The sequence below is a fragment of the Microbacterium proteolyticum genome (assembly GCF_029639405.1).
In the GTDB taxonomy this organism is placed as follows: Bacteria; Actinomycetota; Actinomycetes; order Actinomycetales; family Microbacteriaceae; genus Microbacterium.
The window spans coordinates 2,679,051-2,694,756 of record NZ_CP121274.1 but is presented as its reverse complement, the minus strand read 5'-3'; the positions used below and the strand labels follow the sequence as shown (position 1 = coordinate 2,694,756).

At 64.3% G+C, this 15,706-nt stretch carries 8 protein-coding genes and 3 rRNA genes; all 11 read right to left on the bottom strand.

The features are described 5' to 3' along the window. Positions 1–4: 4 nt before the first annotated feature. A complete protein-coding gene (locus tag P8R59_RS13530; protein WP_278101489.1) occupies positions 5–1,168 on the bottom strand; it encodes a hypothetical protein in 1,164 nt (387 codons plus the stop codon). Next, positions 1,150–2,781, bottom strand: a complete 1,632-nt coding sequence (locus P8R59_RS13525; RefSeq protein ID WP_278101488.1) for a sensor histidine kinase — start codon at positions 2,779–2,781, stop codon at positions 1,150–1,152. The genes P8R59_RS13530 and P8R59_RS13525 overlap by 19 nt, the downstream gene beginning before the upstream one ends. Before the next feature lie 111 nt (positions 2,782–2,892). Continuing rightward, complete coding sequence (locus P8R59_RS13520) at positions 2,893–3,570, bottom strand: hypothetical protein (protein WP_278101487.1); 678 nt, start codon at positions 3,568–3,570, stop codon at positions 2,893–2,895. Between the two features lie 71 nt (positions 3,571–3,641). After that, complete coding sequence (locus P8R59_RS13515) at positions 3,642–4,196, bottom strand: GIY-YIG nuclease family protein (RefSeq protein WP_278101486.1); 555 nt, start codon at positions 4,194–4,196, stop codon at positions 3,642–3,644. A gap of 39 nt (positions 4,197–4,235) precedes the next feature. After that, positions 4,236–6,542: a maltose alpha-D-glucosyltransferase gene (gene treS / locus P8R59_RS13510; RefSeq protein ID WP_278101485.1), complete on the bottom strand. Its 2,307-nt coding sequence runs from the start codon at positions 6,540–6,542 to the stop codon at positions 4,236–4,238. 74 nt (positions 6,543–6,616) lie between these two features. Continuing rightward, entirely contained in the window at positions 6,617–7,825 is a 1,209-nt protein-coding gene (locus tag P8R59_RS13505) for an MFS transporter (RefSeq protein ID WP_278101484.1), read from the bottom strand. Positions 7,826–7,978: 153 nt separating this feature from the next. Further along, positions 7,979–8,095: ribosomal RNA gene (gene rrf / locus P8R59_RS13500) — 5S ribosomal RNA — on the bottom strand. Between the two features lie 101 nt (positions 8,096–8,196). Then, positions 8,197–11,308, bottom strand: a 23S ribosomal RNA gene (locus tag P8R59_RS13495). Between the two features lie 414 nt (positions 11,309–11,722). Further along, a 16S ribosomal RNA gene (locus P8R59_RS13490) occupies positions 11,723–13,244 on the bottom strand. The 16S, 23S and 5S rRNA genes sit together here, the layout of an rRNA operon. A 567-nt stretch (positions 13,245–13,811) precedes the next feature. After that, positions 13,812–13,985: a hypothetical protein gene (locus P8R59_RS13485; RefSeq protein ID WP_278101483.1), complete on the bottom strand. Its 174-nt coding sequence runs from the start codon at positions 13,983–13,985 to the stop codon at positions 13,812–13,814. 106 nt (positions 13,986–14,091) lie between these two features. Next, positions 14,092–15,546, bottom strand: a complete 1,455-nt coding sequence (gene rpsA / locus P8R59_RS13480) for a 30S ribosomal protein S1 (RefSeq protein WP_077049967.1) — start codon at positions 15,544–15,546, stop codon at positions 14,092–14,094. Positions 15,547–15,706 lie beyond the last annotated feature (160 nt).

Genomic DNA, 15,706 nt, shown 5'->3' with positions numbered 1-15,706 from the left:
GCCCTCAGTCGGTCGCGAGGCCGAACGGCTGCTCGCCCGTCGACGCGGCGTGGCTCGCGTTCGCATCCGCTCGGTCGACGAGGGTCGGACCGTCCGCGCCGTCGACCGAGGCGAGCGCCACGCCGATCCCCACCACCGGCACGACGGAGGTCCCGAGGTCCGAGAGATCGGCGACGAGCCGCTCGTGAAGCACACGGACGATCCGTCGATGGTCGGTGGCCCCCGTCGTCGAGAAGGCGACCGAGAGGCCCGTCGCGTCCGTCTCCCCCACGAGTGCCATCGTCGGGGCGTGCCGCCGCACGGAGCCGCGGAACGCCCGCGCCATCTCCTCCGCCTCCTCGGGACCGAAGGCGGTGGCCACCCGCCGCAGATCGTCCACCCGGATGCCGATGACGCACAGGTCCTCTCCGGCTGCTCGGGCGCGCGCCACGAGGATGGTGAGGACCGCACCGAACGACTCGCGGAGCAGGACTCCGTTGCGGTCGACGATGAGCTGGCGCGTCTCGGGGTTGCCGCGCAGGGCGGATTCGCTCGTGCGCAGGACGGAGGTGACCACGACAGCGGCCACCACGAGGGACATCGTGAGGAAGGCGGAGACGCTGGTGCCGAAGTAGGTCAGGAATACCGGGCTGTCCGGCCCCTGGGACACGAACACGATCGTGCGGACGAAGAACCAGGCGGCCTCGATGGCCAGGATCGTCGTCAGAGCCGCCGCGCTCCATCGTCGTCCGATGGCGCCGCGTCGCGTCTCGATCGCCCCGAGCACGGCGAACAGCGCATTGGCGAGGAACAGGGGCACCGCTCCCGCCCAGTCGCCCGCCGAAGGCCCGTCGACGAGGGCGAGCACCACGACGATGACGAGACCGACCGCGGTGATGATGAGCGGGATCCGCAGCGGTCGCCCGTTGAAGGCCACACTGCCGAGCCAGATGAACGCCGTCGCCGCGACGAACGCCCCGTTGCCGAGGGCGAGGGCGACGAACGCCCCGGGCACGGAGACCCACACCAGATAGCACACCGCGGAGAAGACCCCGGCGAGGAATGCCGTCGCCCAGAGCCGCCCCGGGAGAGCGTCGCGCAGCATGAGGGTGTCGAGCAGGTACAGCACGGCCGACACCAGGATGACCAGGGACGAGGCCGTCTGCAGGCTCAGGACGTCGAAGACCATGACGCCGCTCCTTCCTTCTGCGGAAGATGCACGGTGAAGACCGACCCTGCCCCGGGCTCGGTCGTCAGCGTGATGTCGCCGCCGTGGGCACGCGCGATGTCCCGGCTGATCGCCAGGCCCAGGCCGCTGCCGTGGATGCTGGAGTTGCGCACGGTGTCCGCGCGGAAGAACCGCTCGAAGATGCGCCCTTGCTCGCTCGGCGAGATTCCGGGCCCGTCGTCGGCGACCGTGATGAGGACCGTGTCGGCCTCGCGCTCGACGGAGACGAGCACGACCCCGCCGCTGGTGTTGTACTTCACGGCGTTGGACAGGAGATTGTCGACGACCTGCCGCAGACGGTGCGCGTCGACGACGGCCGGGCACGAACGCACACCGGAGGCGTCCACCCGGATGCCGTGCGCCGCCGCGCGCGGCGCCACCGAGGTGACGGCACCCGCGACGATGTCGGCGACGTCGGTCGCGGCCGGTTCGAGCGCGAACCCGACCCCGTGCCGGGAGGCCGCCGACATCGCGAGGATGTCGGCCACGAGTTCGCGAAGACGCGTGGCGTTGCGCTCGGCGATCTCCAGTTGCTCACGCGTCGCGCCCGCCAGGGCATCGTCGTCGAGGGCGAGTTCGAGGTAGCCGATGATCGAGGTGAGGGGCGTGCGCAGCTCGTGCGAGACGCTCGCCACCAGGTCCTCGCGGGCTCGGAGCGCCAGTTCCTCGGCCGTCACATCGCGCGAGACGACGACGGTGCCCGCACCGACGCCGTCGCGCGCGGGGAGATGCCGCGCCGTCACGTTCAGAGCGCGGCGGTCGTCGCCCGGCATCCCGAACCACACGAGCTCCCCCTCGAATGCCTCCCCGGCGCGAGCGCGCGCGAACGGCGTCTCGCTCGCGACGAGCGGGGTGATGCCGTCTGCGGCGTACACCGCCGGCGCGGGGCCGAGTGATCCGGCGCCGGCCTGCAACCGCGCGTGCGCCTCGTTGCTCACCGAGTACTCGCCCTGCGCGGTGATGCGGATGACGCCGAAGTCGACCGCGTCGAGCACTTCGGTGACCAGGTCCTCCTGCCGACGCGATCGCTCGAGCGAACGCCGCAGCTCCGCCGACTGCTTCTCGAGCAGGGCTCGCTGCGCCCGGGTCCGCCTGGCTGCGAAGTGCGACATCGTCGCCAGCGCGGCGAGCGTGAACGGGAGCACGAAGGTCGACGCCGCGACGCGCTGCGACCCGTCGAATGCCTGATAGGCGATGATGGCCGCCACGGTCGCCGTCACGCCCACGACCCCGCGAACCCCGAAGGCCGAGCCGATCCAGATGGCCGGGAAGGCCCAAAGCAGTCCGATGCCCGCAACCGGGGCGCTCTCGCGCATGAGCCCGATCGCGGCGACGTCGACGACCGGCGCGACGAGGATCAGCCACGACGGCAGATCATCCCGGGGCGAGAGGACGACGATCCCCGCGCACACGAAGATCATCCCGGCACCCGCCACGAACAGCGTCACGTCCTCGATCTGCCCGAGGACGAGTGTCGCCACGGCCGCGAGTACCGTGGCGGCCGCCTGCAGCAGCTGACTGGTCAGCAGGCTGCGGTGGAGACCGAGCCGCTCGCTCGGCGACGGGCCGGACATGGCCTCGACCCTAGCGCGCGGGACCCCCGCACGCGCGGCCCCCACGCGGCACGCGGGAGGAGTCGACCCTCCGCCCCCGAGCGCGCGGCGGGACGGCCCGCGGCTGCGGCGTCAGAATCCGAAGTCTCCGCCGAAATCCCCGCCGAAATCCCCGAATCCCCCGACGTCGGATGCACCCGGATCGTCGAAGGATGCCGTATCGCCGCTGTCGGCCGCCACCCCGTCCTCGAAGCCGGCGGCGTATCCCGGGTCGAACAACGCTCCGACCAGCGCGGACCCGATCACGTATCCGCCGATCGTGCCGAGCATCGAGGCGCCGAGCATCGACCCGAACCCCGGTGCTCCCCCACCGCCACCGCCACCGAAGGAGCGTCCACCGAACGTGCGCTCCATGAACCCCGGGCGCGTGTACTCCGCCCGTGTCGCCGCGCGGGCCAGCGAGGCCGGGTCGTCGCCGACCGGTCGTTCCGACGCCGGGAGCCCGGAGGAGAGCTCGTGCAGGACCTGCTGCCTCTGGCCGGGCGTCAGCCGGGCGAACGCCTCGGCGTGGACCTGCTCGACGGTTTCGGGGGGCGCCGTCCGCAGGAGGTAGCGATACCGCTCCAGCGCCTGTGCGTCGTCGCCCGCGGGGCCGGATGCCGGGCCGGCGGCGCCGGGCGGGGGCGGCGGGGCGTAGCGCCCCTCGGCGTCGCGGGTACCGCTCGCGGACCCGGATGCCGACGACGTCGGGATCGACGACGGGCGACGCTGGTCCTCGCCGCCGCCGAAGAGTCGATCGAGGAAACCCATGAGTGCCTCCCTGTGGCTGGGGACATCACGCTAGGACCGCGGGCTTTGAGTCCCCTGTGACGCGCGGCCGCTCAGCCCTGCCGCGCGAAGGCCTCGCTCGTCCACCGCGCGAACAGGTCCCAGGGATCGTCCACGCCGTCGGAGAGGGCGGCGATGTGGGCGTCGAGGACGTCGGTGCGGGCGAACCACTCCGATCCGCCGAACCGCTCCGCGGCGAACTGCGCATGGCGCCGCTTTTCCACCGACCGGTCGCCCCGTTCGAATGCGAGGAGCTCGTCGTGACGGATCGCCCGCAGACGCTGCCGCGGCCGGGCGCTCGTACCGATCTTCACGCGATCACGGAAACGCAGGTAGTAGACCACGTCGACCCGGGGCGGGGGCAGCTCGCCGTCCACGGGCTCGCCGTGCCGCCATTCGCACACGGCGCACAGCCAGCCGCTCGGCCAGCGGACACCCAACCGTGAGCCGCAGAGGAGACACGGCGTGGGCAGGACATCGGCGACGCCGTCACGGCGGCCGACCCACTCCGCCGCGGTCATCAGGTGCTCACCGCACAGACCGAGCGGCGCGTCCGGCGCGACGGCGTCGCCGCATCCGGGCACGAGACATCGGACCGATTCGTTCACACGCCGAAGCGTACGCACGACCTCCGACACGACCGTCCGCTAGTCCTCCACGGTGTCGGGCCCCTGCAGCCGGAGGAAGAGCCCGGCGTACGGGCCCAGCTCGAGCGCGAAGCTCTGCAGCTCATCGACCCGGCCGACGACGTCGCCCGTCGCGGCATCCACGGCTGTGCTCTGAGGAACGAGCCACTCCGAACGCACCGTGCCCTCGATGCTCTCGCCGGAGAAGTTGAGCACGGTGATCTGCAGCGGCGCATCCTCGAGGCGGCGGTCGCCGCCGTCCAGCCGGTGCACCATCACGAGCATGCTGGGGTGCCCGACCTGCGGGATGTCGACCTGGGATGCCACGGCGATCTCGTTCTCGCTGCGGATCCGCAGGATGTCGCGGAGACCGGCGAGGAAGGAGTCGGGATCGGCCTGCTGCCGGGCGAGCGATCCGTAGAGCGACCGCGCGCGAGGCATCCCCGAGGCGGAAGTGGACGCATCGGGTGCCACGTCGAGCAGATCGTGCGCTCCGCGCTCGATCCACCGGGTGTCACCGGAGGAGATCAGGTGACGCACCTCGTCGGCGGGAACGGTGAGCGACCCGGTGAGGTCCCACCCCGAGAGCGCGAAGACACCGGGCTGCCACGAGTTGTACTTCGCCAGCAGCAGGTGAGCGTCGCGGATCGCGGGGACGTCGGCTTCGGTGATGTCGTCGAGGGTGGCCTTGCCCTGCGTCGCGGCGATCAGGGACGCCGTCGTGCAGGCGATGCCGTTCTGCGTGAAGACGAGGTTGTAGTCGGCGTCGACGGTGAGGGCCTGCGTGAGTTCGGCCCGCACGGTCTCCGCGATCTCCCCGCCGGTCGACTCGCCGTGGCGGAACGGGTAGACGGTGTCGCGGTGCGTCGTGGCCCAGTGCACCAGCTCGTACGTCAGCTCGTCGTGGTTCTGCATGCCGTGGACCAGTTGCACGGGCTCGACGCCGGTCTCGAGCGCCGTCGTGAGCGCGAGCCGCAGGAACTCGGTGTTCGCCGTCGCGAGGGCGTGGTGGTACCCGGGGCGCGTCACGAAGTCGTACGACAGATCGGCCCCGACGGCTCCGGTGTCCCGGATGTCCTCCATCGTCAGGTTCAGCTCCTGGAACGTGAAGCCGCCGACCTTGCGCACCATGCCCGCGATGATGTGGTTCGCGGCGTGCGAGAGCGGGTGGCCCTCCGACCACGCCGGCAGCCCCTCCGCGCTCTTCTCGACGCCGAGGAACCCGTTCGCGTCCAGGCGCAGCGCGCTGGTGCCGAGATCGCCCAGTGAGTGGAGCGCGTCACCGATCACCAGGCGCATACCGGCGAAGGTGGGGTCCAGCCAGTTGATCGAGGGCTGACCCTCCTTGAAGTAGTGGAGGTACACCCAGCGGCGCTCGAGTCCGTCCGTGCCGACAACGGGCGCGGTGGCACTCCAGTTCGTCTCCTTGACCCCGGGAGTGAAGAAGATGACGCGCTGGAGCTCGCCGATGATGTAGCCCCGGGCGCTGAGCTCGCGCTCCGTCTCGGCGTCGAGGTTGACCGAGTCGCGGCCCGCGGGCACCTCGGGCAAGAGCCCCCAGTCCTCGCGCGGAATCTCGACCATGTGGTAGATCCCGGGGTAGTCCTTGTAGGCCATCTCCGCCAGCCGGAAGTCGGCGCCCTTGCCGGTGTGTCCCGGCACGATGTCGTCGATCACGCTTCCGCCGTGCGCGTCGGCCATGTCGGCGATGCGACGGAAGGCGTTCTCGTCACCGAATTCCGGGTCGATCTGCGTGCTGATGCGGTCGAAGTGTCCGTCGACGCTGGGCGTCTCCTGCCACCCGCTGATTCCACCCGCGCGCTTGACCGGACCGGTATGGATGCCGTTGATCCCGACCCACTCGAACGCCTCCCACAGCGCCTCGTCGCCCAGAGCGTCGAGGAAGGACTCCCCCGGGCGCGCCATGAGCGAGATCGGGTAGGCCGTGAACCACACGTCGGTGGACTCGATCGCGCGACGCGCGTCGGGGCGCGCATAGGGGTTCCGCCACATCGAGGGCTGCCCCGACAACTGTCGGCTCAGCACGTCGGCATCCTTCAGCATCGACTGCCGCACGAGCCATTCGACGTACGACGGATTTGCGCCGTTCGCATTACGGGGATCCGTGAGGAAGCGCCGCAGCGTGCCACCCCGGAACTGCTCGCGCGGACGCAGACGTCGAGGGCGGGCCGGATAGCGCTGTTCGTCGTAGCTGATCTCAGCGACCGGCTCCCCGGCATCGTCGCCCGTGGCGCTGCTGTCGATACCGTCCTCCGGCGTCCGTGCTGTCGTCAGCTCGTCGGCGTCGTCCACTCGCGACCTCCTCATGTCGTCGTACCGACGGTAGTCGTCATGAACGACATCGTGGTGAGGGATTGACCCGGAGTCGGCAGAACCTCGCCTCACCGATCACCACCGGGACGCAGAGCCACCCACGCGACGGCGGCCGAGATCGCACACATGCCGACGACGGCGCCGATGAACCACGTCCACCCGACCGTGCTGAAGGCGAGGCCGAGCAGCCAGCCGAACAGACTGGACCCGCCGTAGTAGCCGAGGTAATACAGCGAAGACGCCTGCGCGCGCGCCTCGGGCACCGCCGCGACCGGAGTCCACCCGGATGCCACGGCATGCGCGGCGAAGAACCCCGCCGTGAACACGACGAGCCCGAGGATGACGACGAAAGTCGATGGCACCGCCATCAGAACCGCACCGGCCGCGGTAATGCCGATGGAGGCTTCGAGGACCGGAAACCGTCCGCGTCGCACGGCCACCGCGCCCGCGCGGGGCGACGACACCGTCCCGGCGAGGTAGGCGAGGAACAGCAGCGTCACGACAGCGGGGGCAAGGGAGAACGGGGGCTGCGCGAGATGGAACCCGAGGTAGTTGTACACCGCGACGAACGCACCCATGAGAAGGAACCCCTGGGCGTACAGGGCGAGTTGGACACGTGAACGGAGATTCACGCGAAGACGCGCCAGGACCGTGGGGCCGGGGAGCGCACGCGCTCGACCGGGGACGAATCCCCGTGCGGGCGGAACGAGAGTCAGGAAGATCGCCGCAGCCACCGCGCAGAGGAGGATCACCGCGGCCACGCCCCACCGCCAGCCGGCGAGCTCCCCGATCGGGCCGGAGACGAGCCGACCACTCAGTCCGCCCACGGTGGTGCCGGCGATGTAGGAGCCTGCGGCTGCCGCGACATGCCGCGGATCCACCTCTTCGCTCAGGTACGCGAGAGCCACGGCCGGCACGGCTCCCAGTGCGACCCCTTCCAGGAGCCGCAGCGCGAGGAGCACGGAGATGTCCTGCGAGAACGCGGCAGCTGCGCCCAGGAGGGTCGCCGCGATCACACCGATCGCCATCGCGGGGATCCGCCCGACGCGGTCCGCGACCAGAGACCACGGAAGCACGGCGACGGCCAGCCCGAGAGTGGACGCGGACACGGTGAGCGCGGCCGTGGCGGGATCACTTCCCGTGTCGACGGCGACCTGCGGGAGGACGGCCTGTGTCGCGTACAGCTGCGCGAACGTCGCCACGCCCCCGAAGAACAGCCCCACGAGAAGACGGCGATACGCCCGACTTCCAGGGATATGTCCTGAGAAGCCGCTCACGTAGCGACCCTATCCGTTCGCCACGCACCCAGAGCGAACGCAAAAAGGCGTCGATCTCCCCTCCGCGGAGGGTCGATCGACGCCTGAAAGCAAATGTGTCCGTATATGCGAAATGGCCACCCAGCGTTGGGTGGCCATTTCGTCTTAGAAGAAGTCCGGCGGTGTCCTACTCTCCCACAGGGTCCCCCCTGCAGTACCATCGGCGCTGAGAGGCTTAGCTTCCGGGTTCGGAATGTAACCGGGCGTTTCCCTCTCGCTATGGCCGCCGAAACACTATTGATGTTTCAAAAACCAACAACGATCATGTCATTGTCGTGTTCCCGACCGTACATCGAGAACCACTCAGTGGACGCAAGCACCAAAAACGGTGTGTTATCAAGTCATCGGCTTATTAGTACCGGTCAGCTTCACGTATTACTACGCTTCCACATCCGGCCTATCAACCCAGTAGTCTGGCTGGGAGCCTCTCACCATAAATGGTATGGAAGTCTCATCTTGAGGCCGGCTTCCCGCTTAGATGCTTTCAGCGGTTATCCATCCCGAACGTAGCTAATCAGCGGTGCTCCTGGCGGAACAACTGACACACCAGAGGTTCGTCCAACCCGGTCCTCTCGTACTAGGGTCAGATCCTCTCAAACTTCCTACGCGCGCAGCGGATAGGGACCGAACTGTCTCACGACGTTCTAAACCCAGCTCGCGTACCGCTTTAATGGGCGAACAGCCCAACCCTTGGGACCTACTCCAGCCCCAGGATGCGACGAGCCGACATCGAGGTGCCAAACCATGCCGTCGATATGGACTCTTGGGCAAGATCAGCCTGTTATCCCCGAGGTACCTTTTATCCGTTGAGCGACAGCGCTTCCACAAGCCACTGCCGGATCACTAGTCCCGACTTTCGTCCCTGCTCGACCTGTCAGTCTCACAGTCAAGCTCCCTTGTGCACTTACACTCGCCACCTGATTGCCAACCAGGTTGAGGGAACCTTTGGGCGCCTCCGTTACATTTTGGGAGGCAACCGCCCCAGTTAAACTACCCACCAGGCACTGTCCCTGAACCGGATCACGGTCCTAAGTTAGATATCCAGAGTGACCAGAGTGGTATTTCAACAATGACTCCACGAACACTGGCGTGTCCGCTTCACAGTCTCCCACCTATCCTACACAAGCCACACCGAACACCAATACCAAGCTGTAGTAAAGGTCACGGGGTCTTTCCGTCCTGCTGCGCGTAACGAGCATCTTTACTCGTAATGCAATTTCGCCGAGTTCGCGGTTGAGACAGTTGGGAAGTCGTTACGCCATTCGTGCAGGTCGGAACTTACCCGACAAGGAATTTCGCTACCTTAGGATGGTTATAGTTACCACCGCCGTTTACTGGGGCTTAAATTCTCAGCTTCGCCTTGCGGCTAACCGGTCCTCTTAACCTTCCAGCACCGGGCAGGCGTCAGTCCGTATACATCGTCTTGCGACTTAGCACGGACCTGTGTTTTTAGTAAACAGTCGCTACCCACTAGTCTCTGCGGCCACCACACCCTTTCGGAGCAAGTCCTAATAAGTGGATGGCCCCCCTTCTCCCGAAGTTACGGGGGCATTTTGCCGAGTTCCTTAACCACGATTCTCTCGATCTCCTTGGTATTCTCTACCTGACCACCTGAGTCGGTTTGGGGTACGGGCGGCTAGAACCTCGCGTCGATGCTTTTCTCGGCAGCATAGGATCACCCACTTTTTATCCGCATCGTGTCTCAGCCTTAATGAGTGACGGATTTGCCTATCACTCGGCCTACGCACTTGCACCAGGACTACCATCGCCTGGCTTGGGCTACCTTCCTGCGTCACACCTGTTAATACGCTAGCCGCACCAGCATGGGGTCGAGCGTTCACACAGACAACCATCACCCCGAAGGGATCCGGAAAATTCCATGCTAGGACTCTTAGCACCACTGGATTAGCTTGGGCGGTTCTTCGCCGGTACGGGAATATCAACCCGTTGTCCATCGACTACGCCTGTCGGCCTCGCCTTAGGTCCCGACTTACCCAGGGAAGATTAGCTTGACCCTGGAACCCTTGGTCTTTCGGAGGACGTGTTTCTCACACGTCTTTCGCTACTCATGCCTGCATTCTCACTCGTGTCGCGTCCACGGCTGGGTCACCCCGCCGCTTCACTCGCGACACGACGCTCTCCTACCCATCAACACGGCTGGACCACGAAGGCCTACCAAAAATGTCAATGCCACAACTTCGGTGGCGTGCTTGAGCCCCGTTACATTGTCGGCGCGGAATCACTTGACCAGTGAGCTATTACGCACTCTTTCAAGGGTGGCTGCTTCTAAGCCAACCTCCTGGTTGTCTAAGCAACTCCACATCCTTTCCCACTTAGCACGCGCTTAGGGACCTTAGATGGTGGTCTGGGTTGTTTCCCTCTCGACTATGAAGCTTATCCCCCACAGTCTCACTGCTGCGCTCTCACTTACCGGCATTCGGAGTTTGGCTGACGTCAGTAACCTTGTAGGGCCCATCGGCCATCCAGTAGCTCTACCTCCGGCAAGAAACACGCAACGCTGCACCTAAATGCATTTCGGAGAGAACCAGCTATCACGAAGTTTGATTGGCCTTTCACCCCTATCCACAGCTCATCCCCTCAGTTTTCAACCTAAGTGGGTTCGGTCCTCCACGACGTCTTACCGTCGCTTCAACCTGGCCATGGATAGATCACTTCGCTTCGGGTCTAGGACACGCGACTGAATCGCCCTATTCAGACTCGCTTTCGCTACGGCTACCCCACACGGGTTAACCTCGCCACGTATCGCTAACTCGCAGGCTCATTCTTCAAAAGGCACGCTGTCACCCCTACTAAGGAGGCTCCAACGGTTTGTAAGCAAACGGTTTCAGGTACTATTTCACTCCCCTCCCGGGGTACTTTTCACCTTTCCCTCACGGTACTTGTCCGCTATCGGTCATCTGGGAGTATTTAGGCTTATCAGGTGGTCCTGACAGATTCACACGGGATTTCTCGGGCCCCGTGCTACTTGGGATACTCTTCACGCCAAGAACAGGCATTTCGACTACGGGGTTCGCACCCTCTATGACCGGCCATTCAAAACCGTTCGTCTATACCCTCTTGTCACGTCGACTGCTCGGCAGAACAATCAGAAAAGTCCCACAACCCCCAACATGCAACGCCTGCCGGCTATCACACACGCTAGGTTTAGCCTCTTCCGGTTTCGCTCGCCACTACTCACGGAATCGCTGTTGCTTTCTCTTCCTGTGGGTACTGAGATGTTTCACTTCCCCACGTTCCCTCTACCCGCCCTATATATTCAGGCGGGAGTCACCAGGTACGCACGCGCCCTGGCGGGGTTTCCCCATTCGGACACCCTCGGATCAAAACTCGCTTATCAGTTCCCCGAGGCTTATCGCAGATTGCTACGTCCTTCTTCGGCTCCAGATGCCAAGGCATCCACCGTTTGCTCTTAAAGACTTGAAATCACATGAGTTGAATCGTCAAAAAATTGACTAATGATCTTTAAGATCATCTACACCACACAACCCCGAAGAGTTGCATGGAAGATGCTCGCGTCCACTGTGTAGTTCTCAAAGTACGGGCGGTACCCTTCCCGCATGCCACAACCGTGACACCAGAAAAGGCCCTAGAGGAACAGCCACCAACCAGATCCGAAAACCCGATCAGCGCCCGGCCCCTCAGGACCCAACAGCGTGCATGTGCCAGACACTCCAACCCCGAACCGTTCCTGCAGCAAGCTGCGTACTAGACCCGGAACCATCGTCCCCGACACCTCGTCAAATGTTCCACCCATGAGCTAACCGGCAAGACACATTCGGTCTCGATCCGGCGCCTGGACACCACCAGGAAAACCCGACGGTGCCAGATGCTCCTTAGAAAGGAGGTGATCCAGCCGCACCTTCCGGTACGGCTACCTTGTTACGACTTAGTCCTAATTACCGATCCCACCTTCGACGGCTCCCTCCACAAGGGTTGGGCCACCGGCTTCAGGTGTTACCGACTTTCATGACTTGACGGGCGGTGTGTACAAGACCCGGGAACGTATTCACCGCAGCGTTGCTGATCTGCGATTACTAGCGACTCCGACTTCATGAGGTCGAGTTGCAGACCTCAATCCGAACTGGGACCGGCTTTTTGGGATTCGCTCCACCTCACGGTATTGCAGCCCTTTGTACCGGCCATTGTAGCATGCGTGAAGCCCAAGACATAAGGGGCATGATGATTTGACGTCATCCCCACCTTCCTCCGAGTTGACCCCGGCAGTATCCCATGAGTTCCCACCATTACGTGCTGGCAACATAGAACGAGGGTTGCGCTCGTTGCGGGACTTAACCCAACATCTCACGACACGAGCTGACGACAACCATGCACCACCTGTTCACCAGTGTCCAAAGAGTCCCGTATTTCTACGGTGTTCTGGTGTATGTCAAGCCTTGGTAAGGTTCTTCGCGTTGCATCGAATTAATCCGCATGCTCCGCCGCTTGTGCGGGTCCCCGTCAATTCCTTTGAGTTTTAGCCTTGCGGCCGTACTCCCCAGGCGGGGAACTTAATGCGTTAGCTGCGTCACGGAAACCGTGGAATGGTCCCCACAACTAGTTCCCAACGTTTACGGGGTGGACTACCAGGGTATCTAAGCCTGTTTGCTCCCCACCCTTTCGCTCCTCAGCGTCAGTTACGGCCCAGAGATCTGCCTTCGCCATCGGTGTTCCTCCTGATATCTGCGCATTCCACCGCTACACCAGGAATTCCAATCTCCCCTACCGCACTCTAGTCTGCCCGTACCCACTGCAGGCCCGAGGTTGAGCCTCGGGATTTCACAGCAGACGCGACAAACCGCCTACGAGCTCTTTACGCCCAATAATTCCGGATAACGCTTGCGCCCTACGTATTACCGCGGCTGCTGGCACGTAGTTAGCCGGCGCTTTTTCTGCAGGTACCGTCACTCTCGCTTCTTCCCTGCTAAAAGAGGTTTACAACCCGAAGGCCGTCATCCCTCACGCGGCGTTGCTGCATCAGGCTTCCGCCCATTGTGCAATATTCCCCACTGCTGCCTCCCGTAGGAGTCTGGGCCGTGTCTCAGTCCCAGTGTGGCCGGTCACCCTCTCAGGCCGGCTACCCGTCGACGCCTTGGTGAGCCATTACCTCACCAACAAGCTGATAGGCCGCGAGCCCATCCCAGACCGAAAAATCTTTCCAACCCCCACCATGCGATGAGAGCTCATATCCAGTATTAGACGCCGTTTCCAGCGCTTATCCCAGAGTCCAGGGCAGGTTGCTCACGTGTTACTCACCCGTTCGCCACTGATCCACCAAGCAAGCTTGGCTTCACCGTTCGACTTGCATGTGTTAAGCACGCCGCCAGCGTTCATCCTGAGCCAGGATCAAACTCTCCGTAAAAGAAAAATGCCCACCCAACCGGAATAAGGTCGGGACAAGCGAGTTCAATCTGACCAAACAGGAAGTCAAAACTGACTATCCAGATGCCAACCCCAAAGGGTTGGACTTTGATCCAAAGGAATTTCTCGCAATCCGCAAAAACGGACCGACGAGGAATAAATTGGCATTTGACAAGTGCACGCTGTTGAGTTCTCAAGGAACGGACGCACCCACAGAAACGATCTCTCGACCTACCCGCGAGGCAACTTCACTACCTTATACGACCCCCAACCCAACCTCACACAGTGGGACCCACCAAGGGATCAACGTCGTGGAAGCCGGTCGAAGACCAGAACCAAAACTCTACACCATCGGCGCGAGCTTTGGGATTCGTTCACCGCTTGAGAGGACGCGGGGCCTTTCGGCCGCTCCGCTCTCCCCTGTGGGGCGAACAAGTAATAACTTACGCGGATCCCGCCGACCCGTCCAATCCACAGCGCACCCCGGGCGTGTCGCACCTCCGAAACCGCGGAAAAACGCGGAACTTCGGTGTTCGGAGCTCAGACGGCGTCGTGGCCTCTCCGGCGGTCACATTCGGACGGGGATCCACGGCAGCAAGGCCGCGGCATCCACCGCTCCCCCGGTGAACTGGATGCCGCCGAAGAACAGGGCGCCGATCACAAGGACGTACACGAACGCGATCGCGAGGAAGAGAACCGCGGCGCCGGCGATGGCGAGGAGCAGGGGAAGTCGAGAGATCATGCGCCCATCCTCCCCAACCGCGTCACGGGAGGTCGGGGGGTTGCGCAGGAACGACCGAAGGCCGGCACCTCCGCAGAGGTACCGGCCTTCGGTGAGGACGAGAGGATCAGCGACCGCTGAGCTTCTCCCGCAGTGCGGCGAGGGACTCGTCGTCCGCGAGCGTGCCCTGGGCGGGCGACTCGGACGAGAAGGATCCACCGAACGAACCCGAGTCGATCGGGTTGGCTGCCTCGGCCTCGAGGGCCTTGGCGACGGCGGCCTTGTGAGCCTCCCAGCGACCCTGGGCAGCGGCGTACTCCTGCTCCCACTGCTCGCGCTGAGCGTCGAAGCCCTCGAGCCAGGCACCCGACTCGGGGTCGAAGCCCTCGGGGTACTTGTACTCGCCACGCTCGTCGTACTCGGTGACCATGCCGTACAGGGCCGGGTCGAACTCGGTGCCGTTGGGGTCGACCGACTCGTTGGCCTGCTTGAGCGACAGCGAGATGCGGCGACGCTCGAGGTCGATGTCGATGATCTTGACGAAGACCTCTTCGCCGACCGACACGACCTGCTCGGCGAGCTCGACGTGCTTGCCCGACAGCTCGGAGATGTGCACGAGGCCCTCGATGCCGTCGGCCACGCGGACGAACGCACCGAAGGGAACGAGCTTGGTGACCTTGCCCGGAGCGATCTGACCGATCGCGTGGGTACGGGCGAAGACCTGCCACGGGTCTTCCTGCGTCGCCTTGAGCGAGAGCGACACGCGCTCGCGGTCGAGGTCGACCTCGAGGATCTCGACGGTGACCTCCTGGCCCACCTCGACGACCTCGGACGCGTGCTCGATGTGCTTCCACGACAGCTCGGAGACGTGGACGAGACCGTCGACGCCGCCCAGGTCGACGAACGCACCGAAGTTGACGATCGACGACACCGTGCCCTTGCGGACCTGGCCCTTGTGGAGGTTGTTGAGGAACGTGGTGCGCGACTCGGACTGCGTCTGCTCGAGCAGGGCGCGGCGGGAGAGCACGACGTTGTTGCGGTTCTTGTCGAGCTCGAGGATCTTCGCCTCGATCTCCTGCCCCAGGTAGGGCGTGAGGTCGCGCACGCGGCGGAGCTCGATGAGCGAAGCCGGGAGGAAGCCGCGGAGGCCGATGTCGACGATGAGACCACCCTTGACGACCTCGATCACGGAACCGGTGACCACACCGTCGTTCTCCTTGATCTTCTCGACGTCGCCCCACGCGCGCTCGTACTGGGCGCGCTTCTTGGACAGGATGAGACGGCCTTCCTTGTCCTCCTTCTGGAGAACGAGGGCCTCGACGTGATCGCCGACGTTGACGACCTCGTTGGGGTCGACGTCGTGCTTGATCGAAAGCTCGCGCGAGGGGATGACACCCTCGGTCTTGTAACCGACGTCGAGGAGGACCTCATCGCGGTCGATCTTCACCACGGTGCCTTCGATGAGGTCGCCGTCGTTGAAGAACTTCAGGGTCTTCTCGACCGCGGCCAGGAAGTCTTCAGCAGAGCCGATGTCGTTGATCGCGACCTGCTTGATGGCCGGGGCGGTCGTTGCGGTAGTCATGTAGTGGGTTGTCCTAGTTGGATTGGTGTCGGGCTTCGACTCTTACGACGCGATCCGGATGAATCCCGCCGGCCGGAGCACCCCCGCCCGAGGGCGAACGGATGCCGCGAGCCGAAGCGAAGCGGAGTTTTTTCGTGCGATGCCACTGAGCCTGAGGCCG